This window comes from Afipia sp. GW821-FHT04G03 (assembly GCF_059419985.1).
Genome location: NZ_JBWKSV010000004.1, coordinates 410593 through 430392, shown reverse-complemented (window position 1 = coordinate 430392; position 19800 = coordinate 410593). Strand labels below are relative to the sequence as shown.

Sequence of the window (19800 nt, the reverse complement as noted above, 5' to 3'; positions counted from 1 at the left end):
CGTTCCTTACGCGCCGATCGCGATTTTCGGTTCTTCCGGCTCGCGCGATTTCAGTTCTTTCAGCGCGCGGCGATATTCGACCGGCATCACCTTGCGGAACATCGGCAGATACTTCTTCCAGTTCGCAAGGATGTGCTGCGCCCGGGCCGAGCCGGTGAGCTTGGCGTGGCGCGAGATCAGGACGTGCAGCCGTTCGACGTCTTCGCCGAGCAGGTTCGAGAACACATCGACGCGGCCATGGGCTTCGAGATCGCCCATCTGACCGAACGCGGTCTCGTTGATCATTTCCTCGGACAGAACCGGCTCGAGCTCGACCATCGCCATGTTGCAGCGTTTCTCGAACGTGCCGTCCTCGTCGATCACGTAAGCGACGCCGCCGGACATGCCGGCCGCGAAGTTGCGTCCGGTGCGGCCGAGCACCACGACGATGCCGCCGGTCATGTATTCGCAGCAGTGATCGCCTGCGCCCTCGACCACGGCGACCGCGCCGGAGTTGCGGACCGCGAAGCGTTCGCCGGCGACGCCCTGGAAGTAGCACTCGCCTTCAATCGCGCCATACATCACGGTGTTGCCGACAATGATGGATTCTTCAGGCACGATCCCTGAGTTCTTCGGAGGCCGCACGACGATGCGTCCGCCGGATAGGCCCTTGCCGACATAGTCGTTGGCTTCGCCTTCGAGATCGAAGGTGACGCCGCGCGCCAGCCACGCGCCGAACGCCTGTCCCGCCGTGCCCTTGAGGCTGACATGGATGGTGTCGAGCGGCAGGCCGGTATGGCCGTAGGTCTTGGCCACGACGCCCGAGAGCATCGCGCCGGCGCTGCGGTCGGTGTTGTGAATCTCCGCCTCGATCTTCACCGGCGCGCCGCGGTCGATCGCCGCCTGCGCTTCCTTGATGAGCGTGCGGTCGAGCACGTTCTCCAGGTGATGGTCTTGCGCTTCCGAGTGATAGATCTTCTGGCCGGGCAGGGCCTTCTGCTTGAAGAACAGCTTCGAGAAGTCGAGGCCCTTGGCTTTCCAGTGCGCCACCAGCGTCGACTGGTCGAGCATCTGGCTCTGGCCGACCATCTCCTGGAAGGTGCGGTAGCCGAGCGAGGCCATGATCTCGCGCACTTCCTCGGCGACGAAGAAGAAGAAGTTGATGACGTGCTCGGGCTGGCCGGTGAAGCGCTTGCGCAGCACCGGGTCCTGCGTGGCGACACCCACCGGGCAGGTGTTGAGGTGGCACTTGCGCATCATGATACAGCCTGCCGCGATCAGCGGTGCGGTGGCGAAACCCATTTCATCCGCGCCCAGGAGTGCGCCGATCACGACGTCGCGTCCGGTGCGGAAGCCGCCGTCGACCTGCACCACGATGCGGCTGCGCAGTCGCTCGCGAACGAGAGTCTGGTGGGTTTCGGCGATGCCGAGTTCCCACGGCGAGCCGGCGTGCTTGATCGAGGTGAGAGGCGACGCGCCCGTGCCGCCTTCGAAGCCGGAAATGGTGACGTGATCCGCGCGCGCTTTCGCAACACCGGCAGCGACAGTGCCGACGCCGATTTCGGAGACGAGCTTGACCGAGACCGCACCGTCCGGATTGACGTTCTTCAGGTCGTAGATGAGTTGCGCGAGATCCTCGATGGAATAAATATCGTGATGCGGCGGCGGTGAAATCAGGCCAACGCCCGGCGTGGAATGCCGCACGCGGGCGATGGTCGCGTCGACCTTGTGGCCGGGCAACTGGCCGCCTTCGCCGGGCTTCGCGCCCTGCGCCATCTTGATCTGCATCATATCGGAGTTGACGAGGTATTCCGTCGTCACGCCGAAACGTCCCGACGCCACCTGCTTGATGGCCGAGCGCATCGAATCGCCGTTCGGCATCGGCTTGAAGCGATCCGCTTCCTCGCCGCCTTCGCCGGTGTTGGACTTGCCGCCGATGCGGTTCATCGCGATCGCCAGCGTGGTGTGGGCTTCGCGCGAGATCGAACCGAACGACATTGCGCCGGTGGCGAAGCGCTTGACGATATCCTTGGCCGGCTCGACTTCATCGAGCGGCACCGGCTTGCGCTTGTCTTCCTCGGCGGACTTGATGCGGAACAGGCCGCGCAGGGTCAGCAGCTTCTCGGATTGCTCGTTGAGCACCTTGGCGAAGGCGCGATAACGATCCTGCGAGTTGCCGCGCACCGCGTGCTGGAGCAGCGACACGGTTTCGGCGTTCCATGCATGGTCTTCGCCGCGAGAGCGGAAAGCGTATTCGCCGCCGACATCGAGCGCGGTCTTGTAAACCTGTGAATCCCCGAACGCGTCGGTATGACGGCGCACGGTCTCCTCGGCGATTTCGACCAGGCCGACGCCCTCGATGCGGGTGTGCGTGCCGGCGAAATACTTCGCGACGAAATCGGCCTTGAGGCCGACGGCATCGAAGATCTGCGCGCCGCAATAGGACTGATAGGTCGAGATGCCCATCTTCGACATGACCTTGAGCAGGCCCTTGCCGATCGACTTGATGTAGCGCTTGACGATTTCCTTGTCGTCGAGCTTGGCCGGCAACTGGTCCTTCATCGCGACGATGGTTTCGAACGCGAGATAGGGATTGATCGCCTCCGCGCCGTAGCCTGCGAGACAGGCGAAGTGGTGAACCTCGCGCGGTTCGCCCGATTCGACCACAAGGCCGACCGATGTACGCAGTCCGGTGCGGATCAGGTGATGATGTACGGCCGCAGTCGCGAGCAGCGACGGAATCGGAATCCGGTCGCTTCCGGCGGCGCGGTCCGACAGGATGATGATGTTGACGCCTTCACGCACGGCAGCTTCCGCGCGCCCGCAAAGTTCGTCCAGCACCTGATCCATGCCCGAGGCCCCGAGGCCGGCGTGGAATGTGGTGTCGAGTGCGCGCGACTTGAAATGGTTGTCGGCGACTTCCGAGATCGAACGGATCTTTTCCAGATCCGCGTCGGTCAGGATCGGCTGGCGCACTTCGAGGCGCTTGGTCTTGGACAGGCCTTCGAGGTCGAACAGGTTCGGGCGCGGGCCGATGATCGAAACGAGGCTCATCACCAGTTCTTCGCGGATCGGATCGATCGGCGGATTGGTCACCTGCGCGAAGTTCTGCTTGAAGTAGGTGAACAGCGACTTCGGCTTGCTCGACAGCGCCGACAGCGGCGTGTCGGTGCCCATGGAGCCCGCGGCTTCCTCGCCGGTGGTGGCCATCGGCGCCATCAGGATGCCGAGGTCTTCCTGCGAATAACCGAACGTCTGCTGGCGATCCAGCAGGGTGAGGTTGGAGCGCGCGCCCTTTGCCGGCACCTCGGTCATGTCTTCGAGAACGATCTGGGTGTGGTCGAGCCACTCGCGGTAAGGGTGGCTCTTGGCCAGTTCCGCCTTGATCTCGTCGTCGGGGATGAGCCGGCCTTCCTCGAGGTCGACCAGCAGCATCTTGCCGGGCTGAAGCCGCCACTTGGTGATGATCTGGTCCTCGGGAATCGTCAGCACGCCCATTTCGGACGCCATCACGATGCGGTCGTCCTTGGTAACGAGATAGCGTGCGGGACGAAGTCCGTTGCGGTCGAGCGTGGCGCCGATCTGGCGTCCGTCGGTGAAGGCGATCGCGGCGGGACCGTCCCACGGCTCCATCAGCGCGGCGTGATACTCGTAGAACGCACGGCGCTCTTCGTTCATCAGCGGGTTGCCGGCCCACGCCTCGGGAACGAGCATCATCATCGCGTGCGACAGTGAGTAGCCGCCCTGCACCAGGAATTCGAGCGCGTTGTCGAAGCAGGCGGTGTCCGACTGTCCTTCATACGAAATCGGCCACAGCTTCTCGATATCGTCGCCGTACAGTTTCGAACTCACCGACGCCTGGCGCGCGGCCATCCAGTTGACGTTGCCGCGCAGCGTGTTGATTTCGCCGTTGTGCGCGACCATGCGGTAGGGATGCGCCAGCGACCACGCCGGGAAGGTGTTGGTCGAGAAGCGTTGATGCACCAGCGCCAGCGCGGATTCGAAATCCGGCTCGTGCAGGTCGGGATAGTACTTGCCGAGCTGGTCGGCGAGGAACATGCCCTTGTAGACAACCGTGCGGCACGAGATCGACACGGGATAATACCCGGCCAGCGCGCGCTCGCGGCGCTGATAGATCGCGTTCGAGATCGCCTTGCGCAGGACGTAGAGCCGGCGCTCGAAATCGTCCTGATCGGCGCAGTCGCCGCAGCCGATGAACACCTGCATGCAGTGCGGTTCGGTCGGCTTGACGGTTTCACCGAGCGAGGAATTGTCGACAGGCACATCGCGCCAGCCGAGCAGCAGCAGCCCTTCCGACTTGATCTTGTCCTTGACGATGCTTTTGATGACTTCGCGCCACGGCTTTTCGCGCGGCATGAACAGCGCGCCGACGGCGTATTCGCCGGGGGCGGGCAGGGTGAAGCCTGCTTCCTTCGCCTTGCGTGCGAAGAAGGTGTGCGGAATTTGCACGAGGATGCCAGCGCCGTCGCCTGCGCGGGGATCGGCGCCGACCGCGCCGCGATGTTCGAGATTGCACAGAATGCTGATCGCGTCGGACACGATCTGGTGCGATTTCTTGCCCTTGATGTTGGCGATGAAACCGACGCCGCACGAGTCTTTTTCGAGAGCCGGGTCGTATAATCCTTCAGCAGCTGGACGCCAGTTATGCTCGCGGATGGGCGAGCAGGGCTCCCCTGCCGGAGCACCATCTTTGATTCCGTCACGCCAGATCTCTGACCCGCTCATTCTCATCCTTACGCCTCTTTAGAGGCACTCTAGGTTAGCCTGTTTTGGCCGCAGCTTCGACGCTTGCGGCACCCTTCGGAAATTTCCGGTTCAGGAAATTCTTGGGGCCACCGCTCGCTTTCACGAGCCCGCTTTAGAAGTTGCAGCTCGCGCGGGCCGTTTCCGGCGTCCGAGCGGCCTGCCTGATAGTACCAGCGCTGCAAACGCTATGCCGAGATTGACCCGGAAATTGGGACAGGGTTCCTGTCCTAACCGCCAGACTGCCAAACTTTTTCCTATCACACAAGCGCGTGAGAGTCCCCGCTGGGATGCGTGGGCCATGCGCCCGGGCCGCCATGCAGAAGCTGCGCTCCGCCGCAGGATTGAGGCAGTGCCGCCCTCGTCCGGTCCTAGCTCTGCCGAATTCGGAAACGACCTTTTGACCCGGATTTGAGGCGGCCGAAGAGCCGCCGTCCGGAATAACAGGGGAACCATCGATGACGCTGTTTTCGAGAAAGCAATTGGTCCGGCATGCCGTCGCGGCGGGCGCAATTCTGGCCGCCGGCGCGGTCACGGCGTCCCCGCTGCGGGCTGCCGACGATCTGCCCGTGGTGGATATCCAGATTGACAACATCGAGATGCCTTCGCCGCCGCTGGATTATCGGGATCAGCCGCCGCGTCATGGCGAAAGGCCCTATGAACGGCCGTATCCGGAGCGGCCGTATCGGCCGGGTCCCTATGGGGCGGGTTCGTATGTGGCGATTCCGTCGGCGCGCCTGGAACGCCCGCTCGACGCGCGCCCGATGCTGCCGCCCACGCAGGTCATGACCATCCTGCGCTCCACCGGTTATTCGCCGCTTGGCCGGATCACGCAGCGTGGGTGGATTTACACCGTGGCCGCGCTCGATCCGAGGGGTGATGACGGACGCCTGATCATCGACGCCCGCACGGGCCGCATCATGCGCTTCATTCCGGCGCTCGACGCCGATGCCCAACTGAACGACCGGTTCACGACGGTATACGGCCCGCCGGGCCCTCCGCTGATCGCCGATGCCCGCCGGTATGTCTCTCATGACATGCGGCGCGGCGCGCTGCTCGACCTGCAACATGCGCCGCGCCCGCCGGTGGCGGTACCGAAGGCGGCGCAGCGGCCCACGCCGAAGGCGGCAAGCCGGACAGCGCAACCTGCATCTGAACCCGCCCAGCAGAAGGCCGCAGCTCCTGCGCAGCCTCCAGCCGTGACCATTGTGGAAAAGAAACCCGCAGCGGCGACGGTGGGGGCGGCGACGGCCTCCGCACAGGAGCCGTCCACCCTGAAATTATGGCCGACACAGGCGATGCCCGACGTGCAGCCGCTGGAGTGAGCACACAAAAAAAACGCCCCGGGGCACCGGGGCGTTTTCGCAAAGCTTAGAGATCAGATTGGAGAGGTTGCCTGATAATGCTCAGGCCGCCGCTTTGTTCCCGACTTCCGGAAGCGCAGGCGCCGACGTGGTAATCGGGATCTGGCGGGGCTTCTTGGCTTCGGGGATTTCGCGGACCAGATCGACGTGGAGCAGGCCGTTCTCAAGCGAGGCGTTCTTCACCTGCACGAAGTCGGCAAGCTGGAACTGGCGCTCGAAAGCTCGCGACGCGATGCCGCGATAAAGCACGTCGGCGGTCTGGCCGTTTTCGTTGGCGGCTTTCTCGCCCTTGATCGTCAGGGTGTTTTCCTTGGCGACGATCGAAATTTCATTCTGGGAGAAGCCGGAGACGGCGACCGAAATCCGGAAATTGTTCTCGCCGGTGCGTTCGATGTTGTAGGGCGGATAGCCCGGCGAGCTTTCGCTTGCGCTCTGATCGAGCAGCGAGAACAGGCGGTCGAAGCCGACGGTGGAGCGATAGAAGGGGGTGAGATCGAAAGTACGCATGGTGTCCTCCAAAGTTGAGCGACCAGCGCGTTTTTCAGGCGAGACAGGCACATTGACCACGCCTGTTCAGGCGATGGCCGAAGACCGTCTCACATGCACAACGCGCCACTCTTTTGCAAAGAGCAGACAACCCGCCATTGGGCCGGGTTTTCGTTCTGCGTGCAGCCTTAACTGGCCTGCACGAAACTGATATGGGAGGGGCCTTCCGGGGTTCAAGAGGGTTTCCCGATCCTCTTTTTGTCCTCAGTATCCCCTCGATTTCATGATTCCTTTTCCGATCGGCAGCCCATGACGCTCGTCTCCATTCCCGCCAACCCCGTCCCCGACAATGTCGTTAGCGGCACGATCAAGACGCCGGACGGAGCGGAATTGCGCTTTGCGCGATGGCAGCCGCCGGCCAACCGTAAAGGCACGGTCTGCGTCTTCACCGGACGCGGCGAAAGCATCGAGAAATATTTCGAGACGGTGCGCGAACTGCGCGAGCGCGGCTTCGCGGTGGCGATGATCGATTGGCGCGGGCAGGGCCACTCGTCGCGGCAGTTGCGCGATCTGCGCAAGGGCTATGTGCGCAGCTTCTCCGATTTCGAAGTCGATGTTGAGACTTTCGTGCAGCAGGTGGTGCTGCCGGATTGTCCGCCGCCCTATTACGCGCTGGCGCATTCGATGGGCGGCGCGGTGTTGCTGCGGGTGGCCCATGCCGGCAAGCGCTGGTTTGACCGCATCGTGCTGTCCGCGCCGATGATCGATCTGCCCGGCTACGCCACCAAGCTGCCGACCCGTGTGCTGGTGCGCACACTGCGGTTACTCGGGATGGGCGGCAACTACGTGCCCGGCGGCAGCTCCGCGCTGACCGGCACCACCAGCTTCGTCAACAATCCGCTGACGTCCGATCCGGTGCGCTACGCGCGCAATGCTGCGATCTACGAGGAAGACCCGACGCTGGGCATCGCATCGCCGACGGTGGCGTGGGCGGATACCGCCTTCAAGGCGATGATCGGCTTCCGTGCGGCGAACTATCCGTCGCAGATTCGCCTGCCGATCCTGATGATGGCCGCGAGCAATGACACCGTCGTCTCGACGCCGGCGATCGAGGAATTCGCCTATCACCTGCGTGCGGGATCGCATCTGGTGATCGCGGGCTCAAGGCACGAGATCTTGCAGGAGCAGGATCGCTATCGCGGACAGTTCTGGGCGGCGTTCGATGCCTTCGTGCCGGGCACGCCGCTGTTCAAGTGATTACTTGCCTACGGGCTTCGCCTCGGCCTGCGCGGCGCGGCCGACGCTGACACTCAAGAGACCCTGGCCCCAGATCCGCTTGGCGACGCGTTTGGCGTCGTCGAGCGTCACCGCGTCGACAATGGCGTTGCGCTTTTCGATGTAGTCGATGCCGAGATTGTCGTTCTGGTATTGCAGCAGGGCGGTGGCGAATTTCGGCGACGTGTCGAGCGCCAGCATTTGCGAGCCCTTCAGGTACGACTTGGCCTCATCCAGTTCCTGCTGCGTCGGACCTTCGTTGCCCATGCGCGCGATCTCGGCGGCGATGGTCTCGAGCGTCTCGGTGGCCTTGTCGGCACGGGTGGCGGTGGCGCCGGCGAACACCGATGCCTTCTTCATCCAGATCAGTGATTCCGACACCGAATAGACCAGGCCGCGCTTTTCGCGCACTTCCTTGTAAAGTCGTGTCGACAGCGTGCCACCGCCGAGAATGTGATTGACGATATAGGCGGCCATGAAGTCGGGATCGTTGCGCGGAATGCCGGCCCCGCCAAAGTTCACCGACGTCTGCGGCACGTCCAGGATCGTGAAGGATTGTTTGGGCGCCTTGGCGGCTACAACCTCCGGCACCGGTGTCAGGTTCGCTTTCGCCGGCAGCGAGCCGAATGCGGTATCGAGCAGCTTGCCGAGCGCGTCGGCGTCGATGTCGCCGACGACGGCGACTTTCAGCGTGTCTTTCGCCAGCACGCGGCCGGCATAGTCTTTCAGATCGGCCGCCTGGATGGTGGGAAGGCTTTCCAGCGTGCCGTTCGGCGGCCGCGCATAGGGATGCGTGCCGAAAGCCTGCTCCCAGAACTTCCGGCCGGCGATCGACACCGGATTGGTGGTCTCGCGGCGCGCATTCGACAGCATCTGCGCGCGAACGCGCTCCAGCGGCTCGGAATCGAAACGTGCGGAGGTCAGTGCGAGTTTCAGAAGATCGATGGCTTCGTCGCGGGTTTCCTTCAGCATCCGCATCGAGCCGCGCAGGTTGTCGCGGGTCACCGTGAAGTTCATCTCGATGGCGCGCCGCTCAAGCCGTTCATGAAACGCCTTGGTATCGAGATCCGCAGCACCCTCGTCGAGCATGTTGGCGGTGAAGCTGCCGACGCCCGGCTTGTCGGCGGGGTCCTGCGACGAGCCGCCGGCGAAGGAAAATTCCAGCGCGACCAGCGGCACGGTGGCGTCCTGGACGAACCAGGCTTCGATGCCGCCGGGCGAGACCACGCGCTTGACCTTCGCTGCTGCCGACGCCGGCAGAGCCATCGTGAAGGTCGCGGCGACAGTGATGAGGCACGCCGCCGCAAGGCGCGCGCGCAGGTTACGAATGTGCATCACGAGCGCTTCTCCTCGCGTTTGGCGGTTGTCGCGCTGGTGTCCTTGATGAGATAGCCGGTGACCGAACGCTTTTTCTCGAGCCATGTGCGCGCGGCGTCGCGCACCTGTTCGGCGGTGACCGCGCGGATGCGGTCCGGCCATGCGCGGACGTCGTCGACGCTGAGGCCCACGGTGATGGCGGCGCCGTACCAGCGCGCCAGCGTGGTCTGGCTGTCCTGCGCGTAAACCGATTCCGCGATCATCTGCGTCTTGATGCGTTCGAGGTCTTCGGCCGGAACGGTGTCGGTCGCGAGCTTGGCGATGACCTCATCGATGGCCTTCTCGACCTGCGGAAATTCGACGCCGGGCTTCGGCGACGCCGAGATACCGAACTGGGTCGGATCGACGCCCGTGCCCTGGTACCAGGCGCCCGCGCTGACCGCGAGCGGCTTGTCCACCACCAGCGCCCGGTAGAGATACGAGTTGCTGCCCGAGCCCATCAGCTGCGCCAGCACTTCGAGCGCCGAACCTTCGGCCTGGGCCGCGGTGACGGACGACGGTACGAGATAATAGCGGCGCACGCTCGGTTGTTCGACGCGCGGATCGGCCAGCGTCACGGTGCGCGGTCCGGCCGGCTGAGGCTCCTGCGGCCTGATCCGTTGCGCGGGAATCGCGGGCTGCGGCGGGATCTTGCCGTAGGCTTCTTCCACCATCGGGCGGACTTCGTCGGCGCTGACGTCGCCGGCGATGATCAGGGTCGCGTTGTTCGGCGCATAAAAGCGCTTGTAGAAGGCGAGCGCGTCCTCGCGGTTGAGCTTCTCGATCTCCTGCCGCCAGCCGATGGTCGGCCGTCCGTAGGGATGATTGAGATACAGCGCCGCCATGATCTGCTCGGTGAGCCGCGCGTCGGGGCTGTTGCCGACACGCATGTTGTATTCTTCCAGCACCACGTCGCGCTCGGGCAGCACGTTCTCGTCCTTGAGAACGAGGCCGGTCATGCGGTCGGCCTCGAAGGCCATCATGGTGGCAAGCTGGTCGCGGGGGACGCGCTGGTAATACGCCGTGTAGTCGGTCGAGGTGAAGGCGTTCTCGTTGCCGCCGATGCGCGCGATGAGCTGGGAGAATTCGCCCGCCGGATGCTTCTCGGTGCCCTTGAACATCAGGTGCTCGAGGAAATGCGCGAGGCCCGATTTCCCTGGCGTCTCGTCGGCGGCGCCGACCTTGTACCAGATCATCTGCGTCACAACGGGTGTACGGCGATCGGGGATGACCACCACGTGAAGGCCGTTGCCGAGGGTGAAGGTGGCCGGCCGCTGCGATGTGGTCTGTTGCGGTGCTGCCTGCTGTGCCATGGCCATTTGAGCGGCCGGGGGAGCGAGCAGAATGCCGAGCGCTGCGAAGGCGCCGGCGGCGAATTGGCGGGAAATTGTCATGTCGTGCTACCGGACCGTGGAATGATCGCCCGGGAGAGGTTCAAATCCGCAAGAGGCGACATTGCTGGACCTGAGACGACCGCGCCGGGGCCCGATCGTCATCATGATTCATGGACGAACGGCGGGACGGACCAACCGGCAGGCTTACTGGAATACCCAGCGCTTTTCGCACTTGCCGCTCGCCGCGTCGCAGTTCTCTTTCGGCACAAGCTTCTGGTTGCCGACACCATAGGCGTAAGTCGTCGATGGTGTCTGGTAGCCGCTCGGAGGCTGCGTGAGTTCTGTACGTTCCGGCTCGGTGGTGAACGTGTCGGCTTCGGACTTCGAGGAGAACGGGTTCGAGAACAGCCCGCCGGTAAATCCAAGTTCTGAAGGCATCAGAATGGGCGGCTGATTCGAATTGTTGCCGCCGGGCTTCACGTCGCTCGTGGTGCTGCCGCGCGGAGCGCGCTGGTTAAGCTCGCTCGGCATCAGCGGTCGCAAGCTTTCCTCGTAGGTCTTCGGCTTCTGCTTGGCTGCTTCGCGCGCTGCCTTGCGTTCGGCCTCATCCGGATCCTTCGGCCAGTTCGGCGCGAGCTTGGCCTTGCTGCCGGACTGCGGGGGAGGAAGCGCGATCTTGGAAGGCACCACCAGCGGCGAGCGCTCGCGGTAGTTGATGTTGCCGTCTTCGAGACGGCGGCCGCCGAGGCCGCTCATCAGGTTGTCGATGATCTTGCGTTCAAAGGTGCGGTCGTCTTCCTCTTCGTCCGCGTCCTGCGCGTGAAGAGGACCTGAGAACAGGACAAGCCCCAGACCCAGCGCGACCGCAGCCATCCGCAACGCGCGCGTCGCGAGGCGCGATGAAAGGTGCAAACCTGAACCGATGCCGGTCTCACGCATTGCGTTCATCCTGATCCGTTGTCCGAAGGCGCGGCCACGGGGCCGTCAGCCAGATTGCATGTTATCAAGCATATCCCCGGTTATCGGGGCCTTTTTGCGGCACCGGGGGTTACAAAGGAGTCATACAGGAGGGCGGCAACCCCGGCAACGATGGCCACGTCCGCAAGGTTAAACACGTACCAGTTGTAGGTTTTCCCGCCGATCTGGACGTGAAACAGGGCGAAATCGACCACCGCACCGTAGGCCAGCCGGTCGATGGCGTTGCCGATCGCTCCGCCGATGATCAGACCGAGACCAATTACCGCAAGGCGGGTGCCGGATTTCGCCATCCAGACCGCCAGCGCGATCACCGCCGCGGCCTTGATCGCCAGCAGGATGGCTTGTCCCAGCGGGCCGGTGTCCTGAAACCAGCCGTAGCTGATGCCGGTATTCCAGGCGAGCACGAGGTCAAAAAACGGCGTCACCCGAACAGTGCCGCGCGGGCCGAGTTCGTACACGTTGAGCAGCCACAGCTTCGACGCCTGATCGAGCACCAGCGCCACGACCGCGGCAATCAGTCCGGAGCGGAGGAAGGGGCTCACGCGCCGATCCCCAGCGCCTTCCATTCCCGCAATGCCTGCGCGTCACGCGGCGACACGTCGGGGTATTCGGGATCGTCTCCGACCGTCGGCAGGATTTTCCACGACCGCGCGCATTTGGTGCCGACAGCCTTTTCGACAACGACCGCGACGCCCGGAACGTCGTTCAGCGTGAAAGCGCCCGCGGGAGCATCCTCGTTCGTAGCCATCGCGTTCGATGTGATGCAGACTTCCGCAAGATCGATGTCGAACAGCGTCGCGAAGATGGCCTTGTCGGACACGTAGACCAGCGGCGAAGCCTCCAGCGACGAGCCGATGCGCTTGGCAGCGCGTTCGATTTCCAGCGCGCCGGTGACGACACGGCGGACGTCGCGGATGGTTTCCCACTTCCTCGCCAGATCGTCGTTGCGCCATGCAGGCAGCATCTTCTGGAACAGTTCGAGATGGACCGACACGGCATCATCGCGGTAGCGCGACATCCATGCCTCTTCGGCGGTGAAGCTGAGGATCGGCGCGAGCCACGTCGTGATGGCGCGGAACAGATAGTCGATCACGGTAAGGGATGCCTTGCGCGCCACCGACGAGGGTGGGTCGCAGTACAAGGTGTCTTTTCTGATGTCGAAATAGAACGCCGACAGTTCGGTGTTCATGAAATTCGCCAGCGTCGCGACGACGGTCTTGTAATCGAAGTTTTCATAGGCCGGACGCACGATGGCGTCGATTTCCGCCAGCCGATGCAGCATCAGCCGCTCGAGTTCGGGCATGTCGTCGGCCTTGACGCGATCCGCGTCGCGGAAATGCGCGAGGCTGCCGAGCATCCAGCGGATGGTGTTGCGCAGCTTGCGGTAGGTCTCGATGGTGTTCTTGAGGATTTCCGGACCGATGCGCTGATCGTCGGCATAGTCGGTGGCGCAGACCCACAGCCGCAGGATGTCCGCGCCCGATTGCGCGATCACCTTTTGCGGCTCGGTGGTGTTGCCGAGCGACTTCGACATCTTGCGGCCGTTTTCGTCGAGCGTGAAGCCGTGGGTCAGCACCACATCATATGGCGCACGGCCGCGCGTTCCGCAGCTCTCCAGCAGCGAAGAATGAAACCAGCCGCGATGCTGGTCGCTGCCTTCGAGATACATCACGGTGTCTTTGCCGCCGTCGACCTTGCGCTTGATGCCGGCGAGTCCCGGGAAATGCACGGGATCTTCCAGCACGAAGGCATGTGTCGAGCCGGAATCGAACCAGACGTCGCAGATGTCGTCGACCTTCTTCCAGTCTTCATTCGCATGCGATCCGAGGAAGCGCTCGCGCGCGCCGTCTTTGTACCAGGCGTCCGCGCCTTCCTTCTCGAAGGCGTCGGCGATGCGTTTGTTGACCGCCTCGTCCAGCAGGATTTCAGCCGAACCGTCGCCCTTCTCGCGGACGAACACGGCGATGGGGACGCCCCACGCTCGCTGGCGCGAAATCACCCAGTCCGGGCGGCCTGCGATCATGCCGGTGATGCGGTTCTGGCCCTGCTCCGGCACCCAGCGCGTGACGCTTATCGCCTGTAATGCGCGGGCGCGCAGCGTGTCGCCGTCCTTTGCCTTGCCGTGATCCTCGATGGGCTTGTCCATCGCGATGAACCACTGCGGCGTGTTGCGATAGATCACCGGCTTCTTTGAGCGCCACGAATGCGGATACTGATGCTTCAGCCGCGAACGGGCGAGCAGCATGCCGCGCTCGGCCAAAGCCTTGATGACGGCCTCGTTGGCGTCGCCCTTCTCGCCCTTGTCGGTCAGCACGCGCTTGCCGGTGAAGCCCGGAGCGTGCTCGGTCAGCGCGCCGTCGGCATCGACGGTGTAGGGAATGACGGATGAGATGCCGCGCGCTTCGAGTTCGCGTGCGTTGGCGGTCCAGACATCGAAGTCCTCGCGTCCGTGGCTCGGCGCGGTGTGCACAAAGCCGGTGCCGGTATCGTCGGTGACGTGATCGCCCGCGAGCAGCGGCACGACGAACTCGTAACCGCCTGCCAGCCCCTTCAGCGGATGGCTGCATTCGATAGCATCAAGAATGTCGGCGGAGACGTCGCCTGCCTTCTCGTAGGACGTCACGCGGGCCTGCTTGAACACGTCGTCCGCGAGCTTGTCGGCAAGGATCAAAAGATCGCCGGTCTTCGCCCAGTTGTCGGCGGGTGCATCGGTGATTTTGTAGAGGCCATAGGAAATTTTTGGCGAGAAGCTGATGGCGCGGTTGCCCGGAAGCGTCCATGGCGTCGTGGTCCAGATCACGACCGAGGCCTTGGCGAGGCGGCCATGCGCAGCATTCACGGGGAACTTCACCCACACGGCGTCCGAGGTGTAGTCCTCGTATTCGATTTCGGCCTCAGCGAGCGCGGTCTTTTCCACGACTGACCACATCACCGGCTTGGAGCCGCGATACAGCGTGCCGTTGGCCGCGAACTTCATCAGCTCGCGCGCGATCTGCGCTTCGGCCGGGAAGGTCATCGTCATGTAGGGATGCGACCAGTCGCCGATCACGCCGAGGCGCTTGAATTCCTCGCGCTGGATGTCGACCCACTTCTGCGCGAATGCCCGGCATTCCTGGCGGAATTCGACGATCGGCACCGCGTCCTTGTTCTTGCCCTTGGAGCGGTACTCTTCCTCGATCTTCCATTCGATCGGCAGGCCGTGGCAGTCCCAGCCCGGCACGTAGTTGGAATCGTGACCGAGCATCTGCTGGCTCTTGGTCACCACGTCTTTCAGAATTTTATTCAGCGCGTGGCCGATATGGATGTTGCCGTTGGCGTAGGGCGGGCCATCGTGCAGCACGAATTTCGCGCGGTCCTTGGCGGCCTCGCGCAGCTTGTCGTAGAGGCCGATCTCGTTCCAGCGCGCCAGAATTTTGGGCTCCTGCTGAGGCAGGCCCGCGCGCATCGGGAAGTCCGTCTGCGGAAGGTATAGGGTGCTAGAGTAATCGTTGCCGTCGGCTTTCGGGGCAACGGACTTTTGGGGCTTGTCGGACATGGATGCTCTGGCTTGGCTCGAATGGCTTTGGCGTGCACGGAACGTGCGACGATGAAATCGATCCCGGTCTTGCGCCGAGCGTGCTGCTCAGACGGAAGCCGGGCCGCTAATGCCGATTATGGTGCGCCGCGCCAACATGGGGCCTAGATAGCAGGCATGGAAGGTATCGGAAAGGCCCGTAAGCCGCTCAATCCGTGACAATTCCGAGTTTCGGAAACGCATCCGGGGCTGCGGCGAGCAGAGCGCGGGCTTTTGCGCTGTCATCGTCCATCTGGCGCACCAGCGCGTCGATGCCCTCGAACTTCAATTCGTCACGGATGAAGCCGATGAACGCGACATCGAGCCGCTTGCCGTAAAGATCGCCCTTGAAGTCGAACAGGAAGATTTCCAGCAGCGGCGCGCCGTTGTCGAAGGTCGGGCGGCGGCCGAATGAGGCGACGCCGTCGATGCGCTTGCCGCCGATGCCGACCCGCACCGCATAGATGCCATGCTTGAGGCCGCAATGTTTGTCGAGGCGGATGTTGGCGGTGGGATAGCCGAGATCGCGGCCGCGCTTTTCGCCATGGATGACCTCGCCCGAAATGAACCACGGGCCGCCCAGCATTTCGGTGGCGTCGATGACATGACCTTCCGCGAGCGCCTCCCGGATCGCGGTCGAGGACACCGGACGATCCAGGATATCGACGTGGGCCTGGACGTGGACCTCGATGCCCAGCCGCGGTGCTTCGGCGGCGAGCAGCGAGGGCGAACCGCCGCGGCCTTTGCCGAAATGAAAGTCGTAGCCCACGGCGATGCCGCTGATTCCGAGCCGGGCAATGAGGTCGTGGTTAATGAAATCCTGCGCCGTCGTGCCGGCGCGTGCGCCGTCGAAGGTCATGATCACCGCGCCGTCGAGGCCGGTGCCCGCGAGCAGCCGCAGCTTCGCGGCCTCGTCGGTCAGCCTGAACTGCGGCGTGTTCGGACTGAAGAAACTGCGGGGATGCGGTTCGAAGGTCACGGCAAAAGCGGGCCTGCCGTGCTTCCGCGCCATATCGATAGCGGCTGAAATCACCATGCGATGGCCGAGATGGACGCCGTCGAAATTGCCCAGGGCCACCACGGCGCCCCGCGCAATGGCGCTGGCGGGCGTGGAATCGCGGATGACGGAGAAGCTTTTTGTCATGATGGCCGGACGGAATTTGCAGGAGAAATCGGCCGGGACCGTGGCCCCGGTCCGCCCTCGAAGTCAAGACAATGCAAAGTTGAGCTAATCCGAGGGCCGCCCGATTAACGGGCTGTTTAAGCCGCCGATGCTAGGTTCGCCTCGACTGCGGGTGGCAGAAGCCATCCGCAAAATATTGTTAACGCATGCCGGTTGCTGCGTTCGAGGGAGAAAAACAGCGATGGCTCTGGATTTGTCGATGTCGGTTCTGGTTGTGGATGATTACAACACCATGATCCGCATCATCCGTAACCTTCTCAAACAGCTCGGTTTCGAAAACATCGACGACGCCAGTGACGGCTCGGCGGCGCTCAACAAGATGCGCGGCAAGAAGTACGGGCTCGTGATTTCCGACTGGAACATGGAGCCGATGACCGGCTACGACCTGCTCAAGGAAGTGCGCAGCGACCCCAATCTCGCCACCACGCCCTTCATCATGATCACGGCTGAATCGAAGACCGAAAACGTCATCGCAGCCAAGAAGGCCGGCGTGAACAACTATATCGTCAAGCCGTTCAACGCCGCGACCCTCAAGACCAAGATCGAGGCGGTGTTTCCGGACCACGCGCCGGCGTAACGTCTTTCAACGCGCTTTCAGCGTTCTTGATGCCCGGCGCAAGCCGGGCATTTTGTTTGCGGGGAAGGTCGTCGTCGTTCAGCGCCGGATGAGGACCACGCCTCCGATGAGCATCGCGGCGCCGATCAGGCGCGGCAGATCGAGCGAGCGCTGCGCGAGACCCATCCAGCCGAAGTGATCGAACGTCACCGACGCCAGCATCTGCCCGGTGATGAGGAGCGCGATGAACGTCGCGGCTCCCAGACTTGGGATCAGCACGATCGCGAGCCCGATGAAAATGGCGCCAAACAGACCGCCGCTCCAGGCCCACCAGGGAATTCGTGCGACCGTTGCGATTTGCGGCACGGGGTCACGCAACGCAATGGCGAGAACCGCCATGCAAATGAGCCCGACAAAATAGCTCGCGAAACCCGACCATGCCGCGGAGTTCAGTGCTGTCCGCAGGTTGGTGTTGAGGATCTGCTGGATCACGATACTCGCGCCGGCTGCGACCGTCAGGAAGATCGGTAAAGCCAATTTCATCATGCTGCACCTCAGTTCAAGAGCTGCCCGGTGTTCTTGTTCGTGACGATCTCACCACACCAGATCGCGCATCAGCGCGTGCGGGGGCTTCGCCTCGCCGAACAGCCGCCGCACCGTGAATTCGTCGGCGGTATCGATGCCCTCGAAATCCGCGGCATGAATGCCGCGTGTCAGGAACAGGCAATCGAGACCCATCAGGTTTGCGCCGGTGAGATCGGTTCGGACGGAATCGCCGATGGCCAGAACGCGATCGGCGGGCGTGGCCTTGCCGCGCTTTTCAGCGGCCAGCTCCAGCGCGCGGTCGTAGATCGGCCGGTGCGGCTTGCCATAGAAAATCACCTCGCCGCCGAGGCTGCGATAGAGTTCGGCGATGGCGCCGGCGCAGGTGATGAGACGGTCGCCGCGTTCCACGACCATGTCCGGATTGGCGCAAATGAAGGTGAGATTGCGCTTGCGCGCCTCTTCCATCATGCCGCGATAGTCTTCCTCGGTCTCGATCTCGTCGTTGAACGGCCCGGTGCAGACGATGGCGTCGGCCTGCTCAAGCGTCGTGGTCTTCACGTCGAGGCCGCGAAAGATCGGGCCATCGCGCGCGGGTCCGAGCACAAACAGGTTCTGGTCGGGATGCGACGCCACGTAGCTGCGGGTGAGATCGCCCGACGACACGATGGCGTCATAGGTCTCGTCGGAAATGTCCATCCGGCGCAACTGGCGCTGCACGGAATCCGCCGGACGCGGCGCGTTGGTGATCATGATCACGGTGCCGCCCTGCGCGCGGAACGATTGCAGCGCCTGGCAGGCGCCCGGAAATCCGTGAATGCCGTCGTGAATGACGCCCCAAACGTCGCTGAGGATGACATCCACTCCGGTTGTGAGATCGCGCAAACGATCGGCGAATCGCAGCGCGGCGGCGTCAGGCAATTTCATGGAAAAAGATCACTTCTGTGCGGATGCGCGGCGGACCAGCGCGGCGTTGCCGGTGAGACGGTGGGCCTCCGGCGTCGCGGCTTTTTGGTCTGTCGGGGCGGCTGCGTCAACCGCCGCCGATGCCACTTTCGCTCCGCTCATGGGTTCCGCGGACGAACCGGCCGCGCCTTCCGGACGCAGCGGGCGCGGCGGCGCGAACAGGAAGCCTTGACCGAAGCGGACATCGTAATCCAGCAGATCGACCACGGCGCGCTCACCCTCGATCCGCTCTGCCACAAGGTCGATCCCGAAACGTCCGAGCAGGTCCGACAGGTCGGCGGCGTGAATGTCGGCAGCGGACAACTGCTTCTGGTCGAGCAGCATCGTCGCCGGCACCTTGATGAACTTGACGCCGCGGTCGGCGAGTTCGCGCGGATCGAACCGCAGGTCGGTCACGTTGTCGATCGAGAAGCCGTAGCCGAGCCGGTGCAGTGCTGCGAGATGCTCGCTTTCCACCGGGCCGAGATGGCGGAACGCGCTCTGCTTGAATTCGAGCACCAGCGCCGGCGCGAGCGCGCGATTGGCTTCGAGAAAATCGAGGCACTGACCGAACACGGACTGATTGCTTAGTGTAGCGCCCGAGACGTTGCAGAACACGCCGACGTCCTTCGAGCGCACCATCAGCCGCCGCAGCACCTGCACGCAGCGGAGCATCACCATGTGGTCGATCTGGCCCATCAGGCCGGCGGCTTCCGCGGTGCCGACAAAATCACCGGCGGTCAGCACCTGATCCTTGTCGTCGCGCAACCGCGCCACGGCTTCGTAGAACCGCACCTTGCGCTGGGGCAGCGTCACCATCGGCTGCAGAAAAAGGTCGATGCGGTTGGCTTCGACGGCGTTCTTCACCGCGACGAGGAGTTCGGCGTTGTTGAGGTTGCCGGGCGTCGGCGGCGCGTCGTTCAGCCGGGAGGCAGGCGCGGCGGGTTGCTGACCGTTCGGCGCCAACGGCTGCACGTCGGGATGTGCGTCCGGTTTGCCGGATGCCTGCATGGCGAGACCGCTGGCCGCCGCAGCGAGAATCTCATCGTGCGCGGCGACGGAATCGGCCAGTTGCTTGACCAGCGATCCCAACTCGCTGATTTCCCCGGCGACGGTCTGGACGCGATCCTGTCCGTTTGCGTCGGTTGCGGAGAGGCGCGCCTCGATGGCGCTCATCCGGCGGCCGAACTCGGCGACCTGACGTGCGAGATCGGCCGTGCCGCGCGACAGGTCGGCGATCTGGCCGCCCACGTCGGTGCGGTCGCGCAGGCGCATCGACACCGCGTTGTAGAGAATGAGGAAGGTCAGCGCGGTCAGCGCGACGATGGCGGATTCGGAGCGGGTCAGGCCCGCCAGCGAATACAGCAACAGGCCCAGCGACGCTGCGATCAGCACCATGCAGATGGCGATGAAAATCGTCGAAATGCGGATCATGAAGTCTGCCCAGCCCCGGTCGGCGGCAGCTTAACACCAAGTTTGATTCG

The 19800-nt window shown here is 63.6% G+C and carries 14 protein-coding genes; 3 read left to right on the top strand and 11 right to left on the bottom strand.

The features are described from left to right. Positions 1–6: 6 nt before the first annotated feature. Positions 7–4725 carry a glutamate synthase large subunit gene (gltB, locus tag AC07UB_RS20160; protein ID WP_492792017.1) on the bottom strand — a complete coding sequence of 1573 codons (4719 nt, stop codon included), beginning with the start codon at positions 4723–4725 and terminating at the stop codon, positions 7–9. A 476-nt stretch (positions 4726–5201) separates the two neighbouring features. Here gltB and AC07UB_RS20155 point away from each other — a divergent pair, with 476 nt between their 5' ends. After that, entirely contained in the window at positions 5202–6068 is an 867-nt protein-coding gene (locus AC07UB_RS20155; RefSeq protein ID WP_494653870.1) for a hypothetical protein, read from the top strand. Between the two features lie 81 nt (positions 6069–6149). Here AC07UB_RS20155 and AC07UB_RS20150 read toward each other — a convergent pair whose 3' ends face one another. Beyond that, a complete protein-coding gene (locus tag AC07UB_RS20150; RefSeq protein WP_492792019.1) occupies positions 6150–6614 on the bottom strand; it encodes an Hsp20 family protein in 465 nt (154 codons plus the stop codon). A gap of 288 nt (positions 6615–6902) precedes the next feature. On the opposite strand from AC07UB_RS20150, the gene AC07UB_RS20145 reads away from it, so the two are divergent. Continuing rightward, positions 6903–7850: an alpha/beta fold hydrolase gene (locus tag AC07UB_RS20145; protein WP_494653872.1), complete on the top strand. Its 948-nt coding sequence runs from the start codon at positions 6903–6905 to the stop codon at positions 7848–7850. Here the strand turns inward: AC07UB_RS20145 and AC07UB_RS20140 are convergent, their stop codons facing one another. The 6 genes from AC07UB_RS20140 to AC07UB_RS20115 form a co-directional block, all read right to left on the bottom strand. Further along, on the bottom strand, positions 7851–9203 hold the full coding sequence (locus AC07UB_RS20140; RefSeq protein ID WP_494654201.1) for a M16 family metallopeptidase: 1353 nt from the start codon (positions 9201–9203) through the stop codon (positions 7851–7853). Next, the gene (locus AC07UB_RS20135) at positions 9203–10543 is read right to left on the bottom strand and encodes a M16 family metallopeptidase (protein WP_492792777.1); all 1341 of its coding nucleotides are present in this window, start codon (positions 10541–10543) and stop codon (positions 9203–9205) included. Before AC07UB_RS20135 ends, AC07UB_RS20140 begins: the two co-directional genes overlap by 1 nt. A 219-nt stretch (positions 10544–10762) precedes the next feature. Next, positions 10763–11506 carry a hypothetical protein gene (locus AC07UB_RS20130; protein WP_492792021.1) on the bottom strand — a complete coding sequence of 248 codons (744 nt, stop codon included), beginning with the start codon at positions 11504–11506 and terminating at the stop codon, positions 10763–10765. Between the two features lie 71 nt (positions 11507–11577). Continuing rightward, on the bottom strand, positions 11578–12078 hold the full coding sequence (gene lspA, locus AC07UB_RS20125) for a signal peptidase II (protein ID WP_492792022.1): 501 nt from the start codon (positions 12076–12078) through the stop codon (positions 11578–11580). Next, positions 12075–15071 carry an isoleucine--tRNA ligase gene (gene ileS / locus AC07UB_RS20120; RefSeq protein WP_494653874.1) on the bottom strand — a complete coding sequence of 999 codons (2997 nt, stop codon included), beginning with the start codon at positions 15069–15071 and terminating at the stop codon, positions 12075–12077. The genes lspA and ileS overlap by 4 nt, the downstream gene beginning before the upstream one ends. 187 nt (positions 15072–15258) lie before the next feature. Further along, on the bottom strand, positions 15259–16233 hold the full coding sequence (locus tag AC07UB_RS20115; RefSeq protein WP_494653876.1) for a bifunctional riboflavin kinase/FAD synthetase: 975 nt from the start codon (positions 16231–16233) through the stop codon (positions 15259–15261). A gap of 220 nt (positions 16234–16453) precedes the next feature. On the opposite strand from AC07UB_RS20115, the gene AC07UB_RS20110 reads away from it, so the two are divergent. Continuing rightward, on the top strand, positions 16454–16849 hold the full coding sequence (locus AC07UB_RS20110) for a response regulator (RefSeq protein WP_492792025.1): 396 nt from the start codon (positions 16454–16456) through the stop codon (positions 16847–16849). 78 nt (positions 16850–16927) lie between these two features. On the opposite strand, the gene AC07UB_RS20105 is transcribed toward AC07UB_RS20110, so the two are convergent. From AC07UB_RS20105 to AC07UB_RS20095, 3 genes are read right to left on the bottom strand one after another with little or no spacing between them, the layout of a single operon-like run. Further along, positions 16928–17374, bottom strand: a complete 447-nt coding sequence (locus tag AC07UB_RS20105; RefSeq protein ID WP_494653878.1) for a DMT family transporter — start codon at positions 17372–17374, stop codon at positions 16928–16930. A 48-nt stretch (positions 17375–17422) separates the two neighbouring features. After that, positions 17423–18298, bottom strand: coding sequence for a TIGR01459 family HAD-type hydrolase (locus AC07UB_RS20100; RefSeq protein ID WP_494653879.1), 876 nt, complete (start codon positions 18296–18298; stop codon positions 17423–17425). A 9-nt stretch (positions 18299–18307) separates the two neighbouring features. Further along, on the bottom strand, positions 18308–19750 hold the full coding sequence (locus tag AC07UB_RS20095; protein ID WP_494653881.1) for an EAL domain-containing protein: 1443 nt from the start codon (positions 19748–19750) through the stop codon (positions 18308–18310). Positions 19751–19800: the final 50 nt, after the last annotated feature.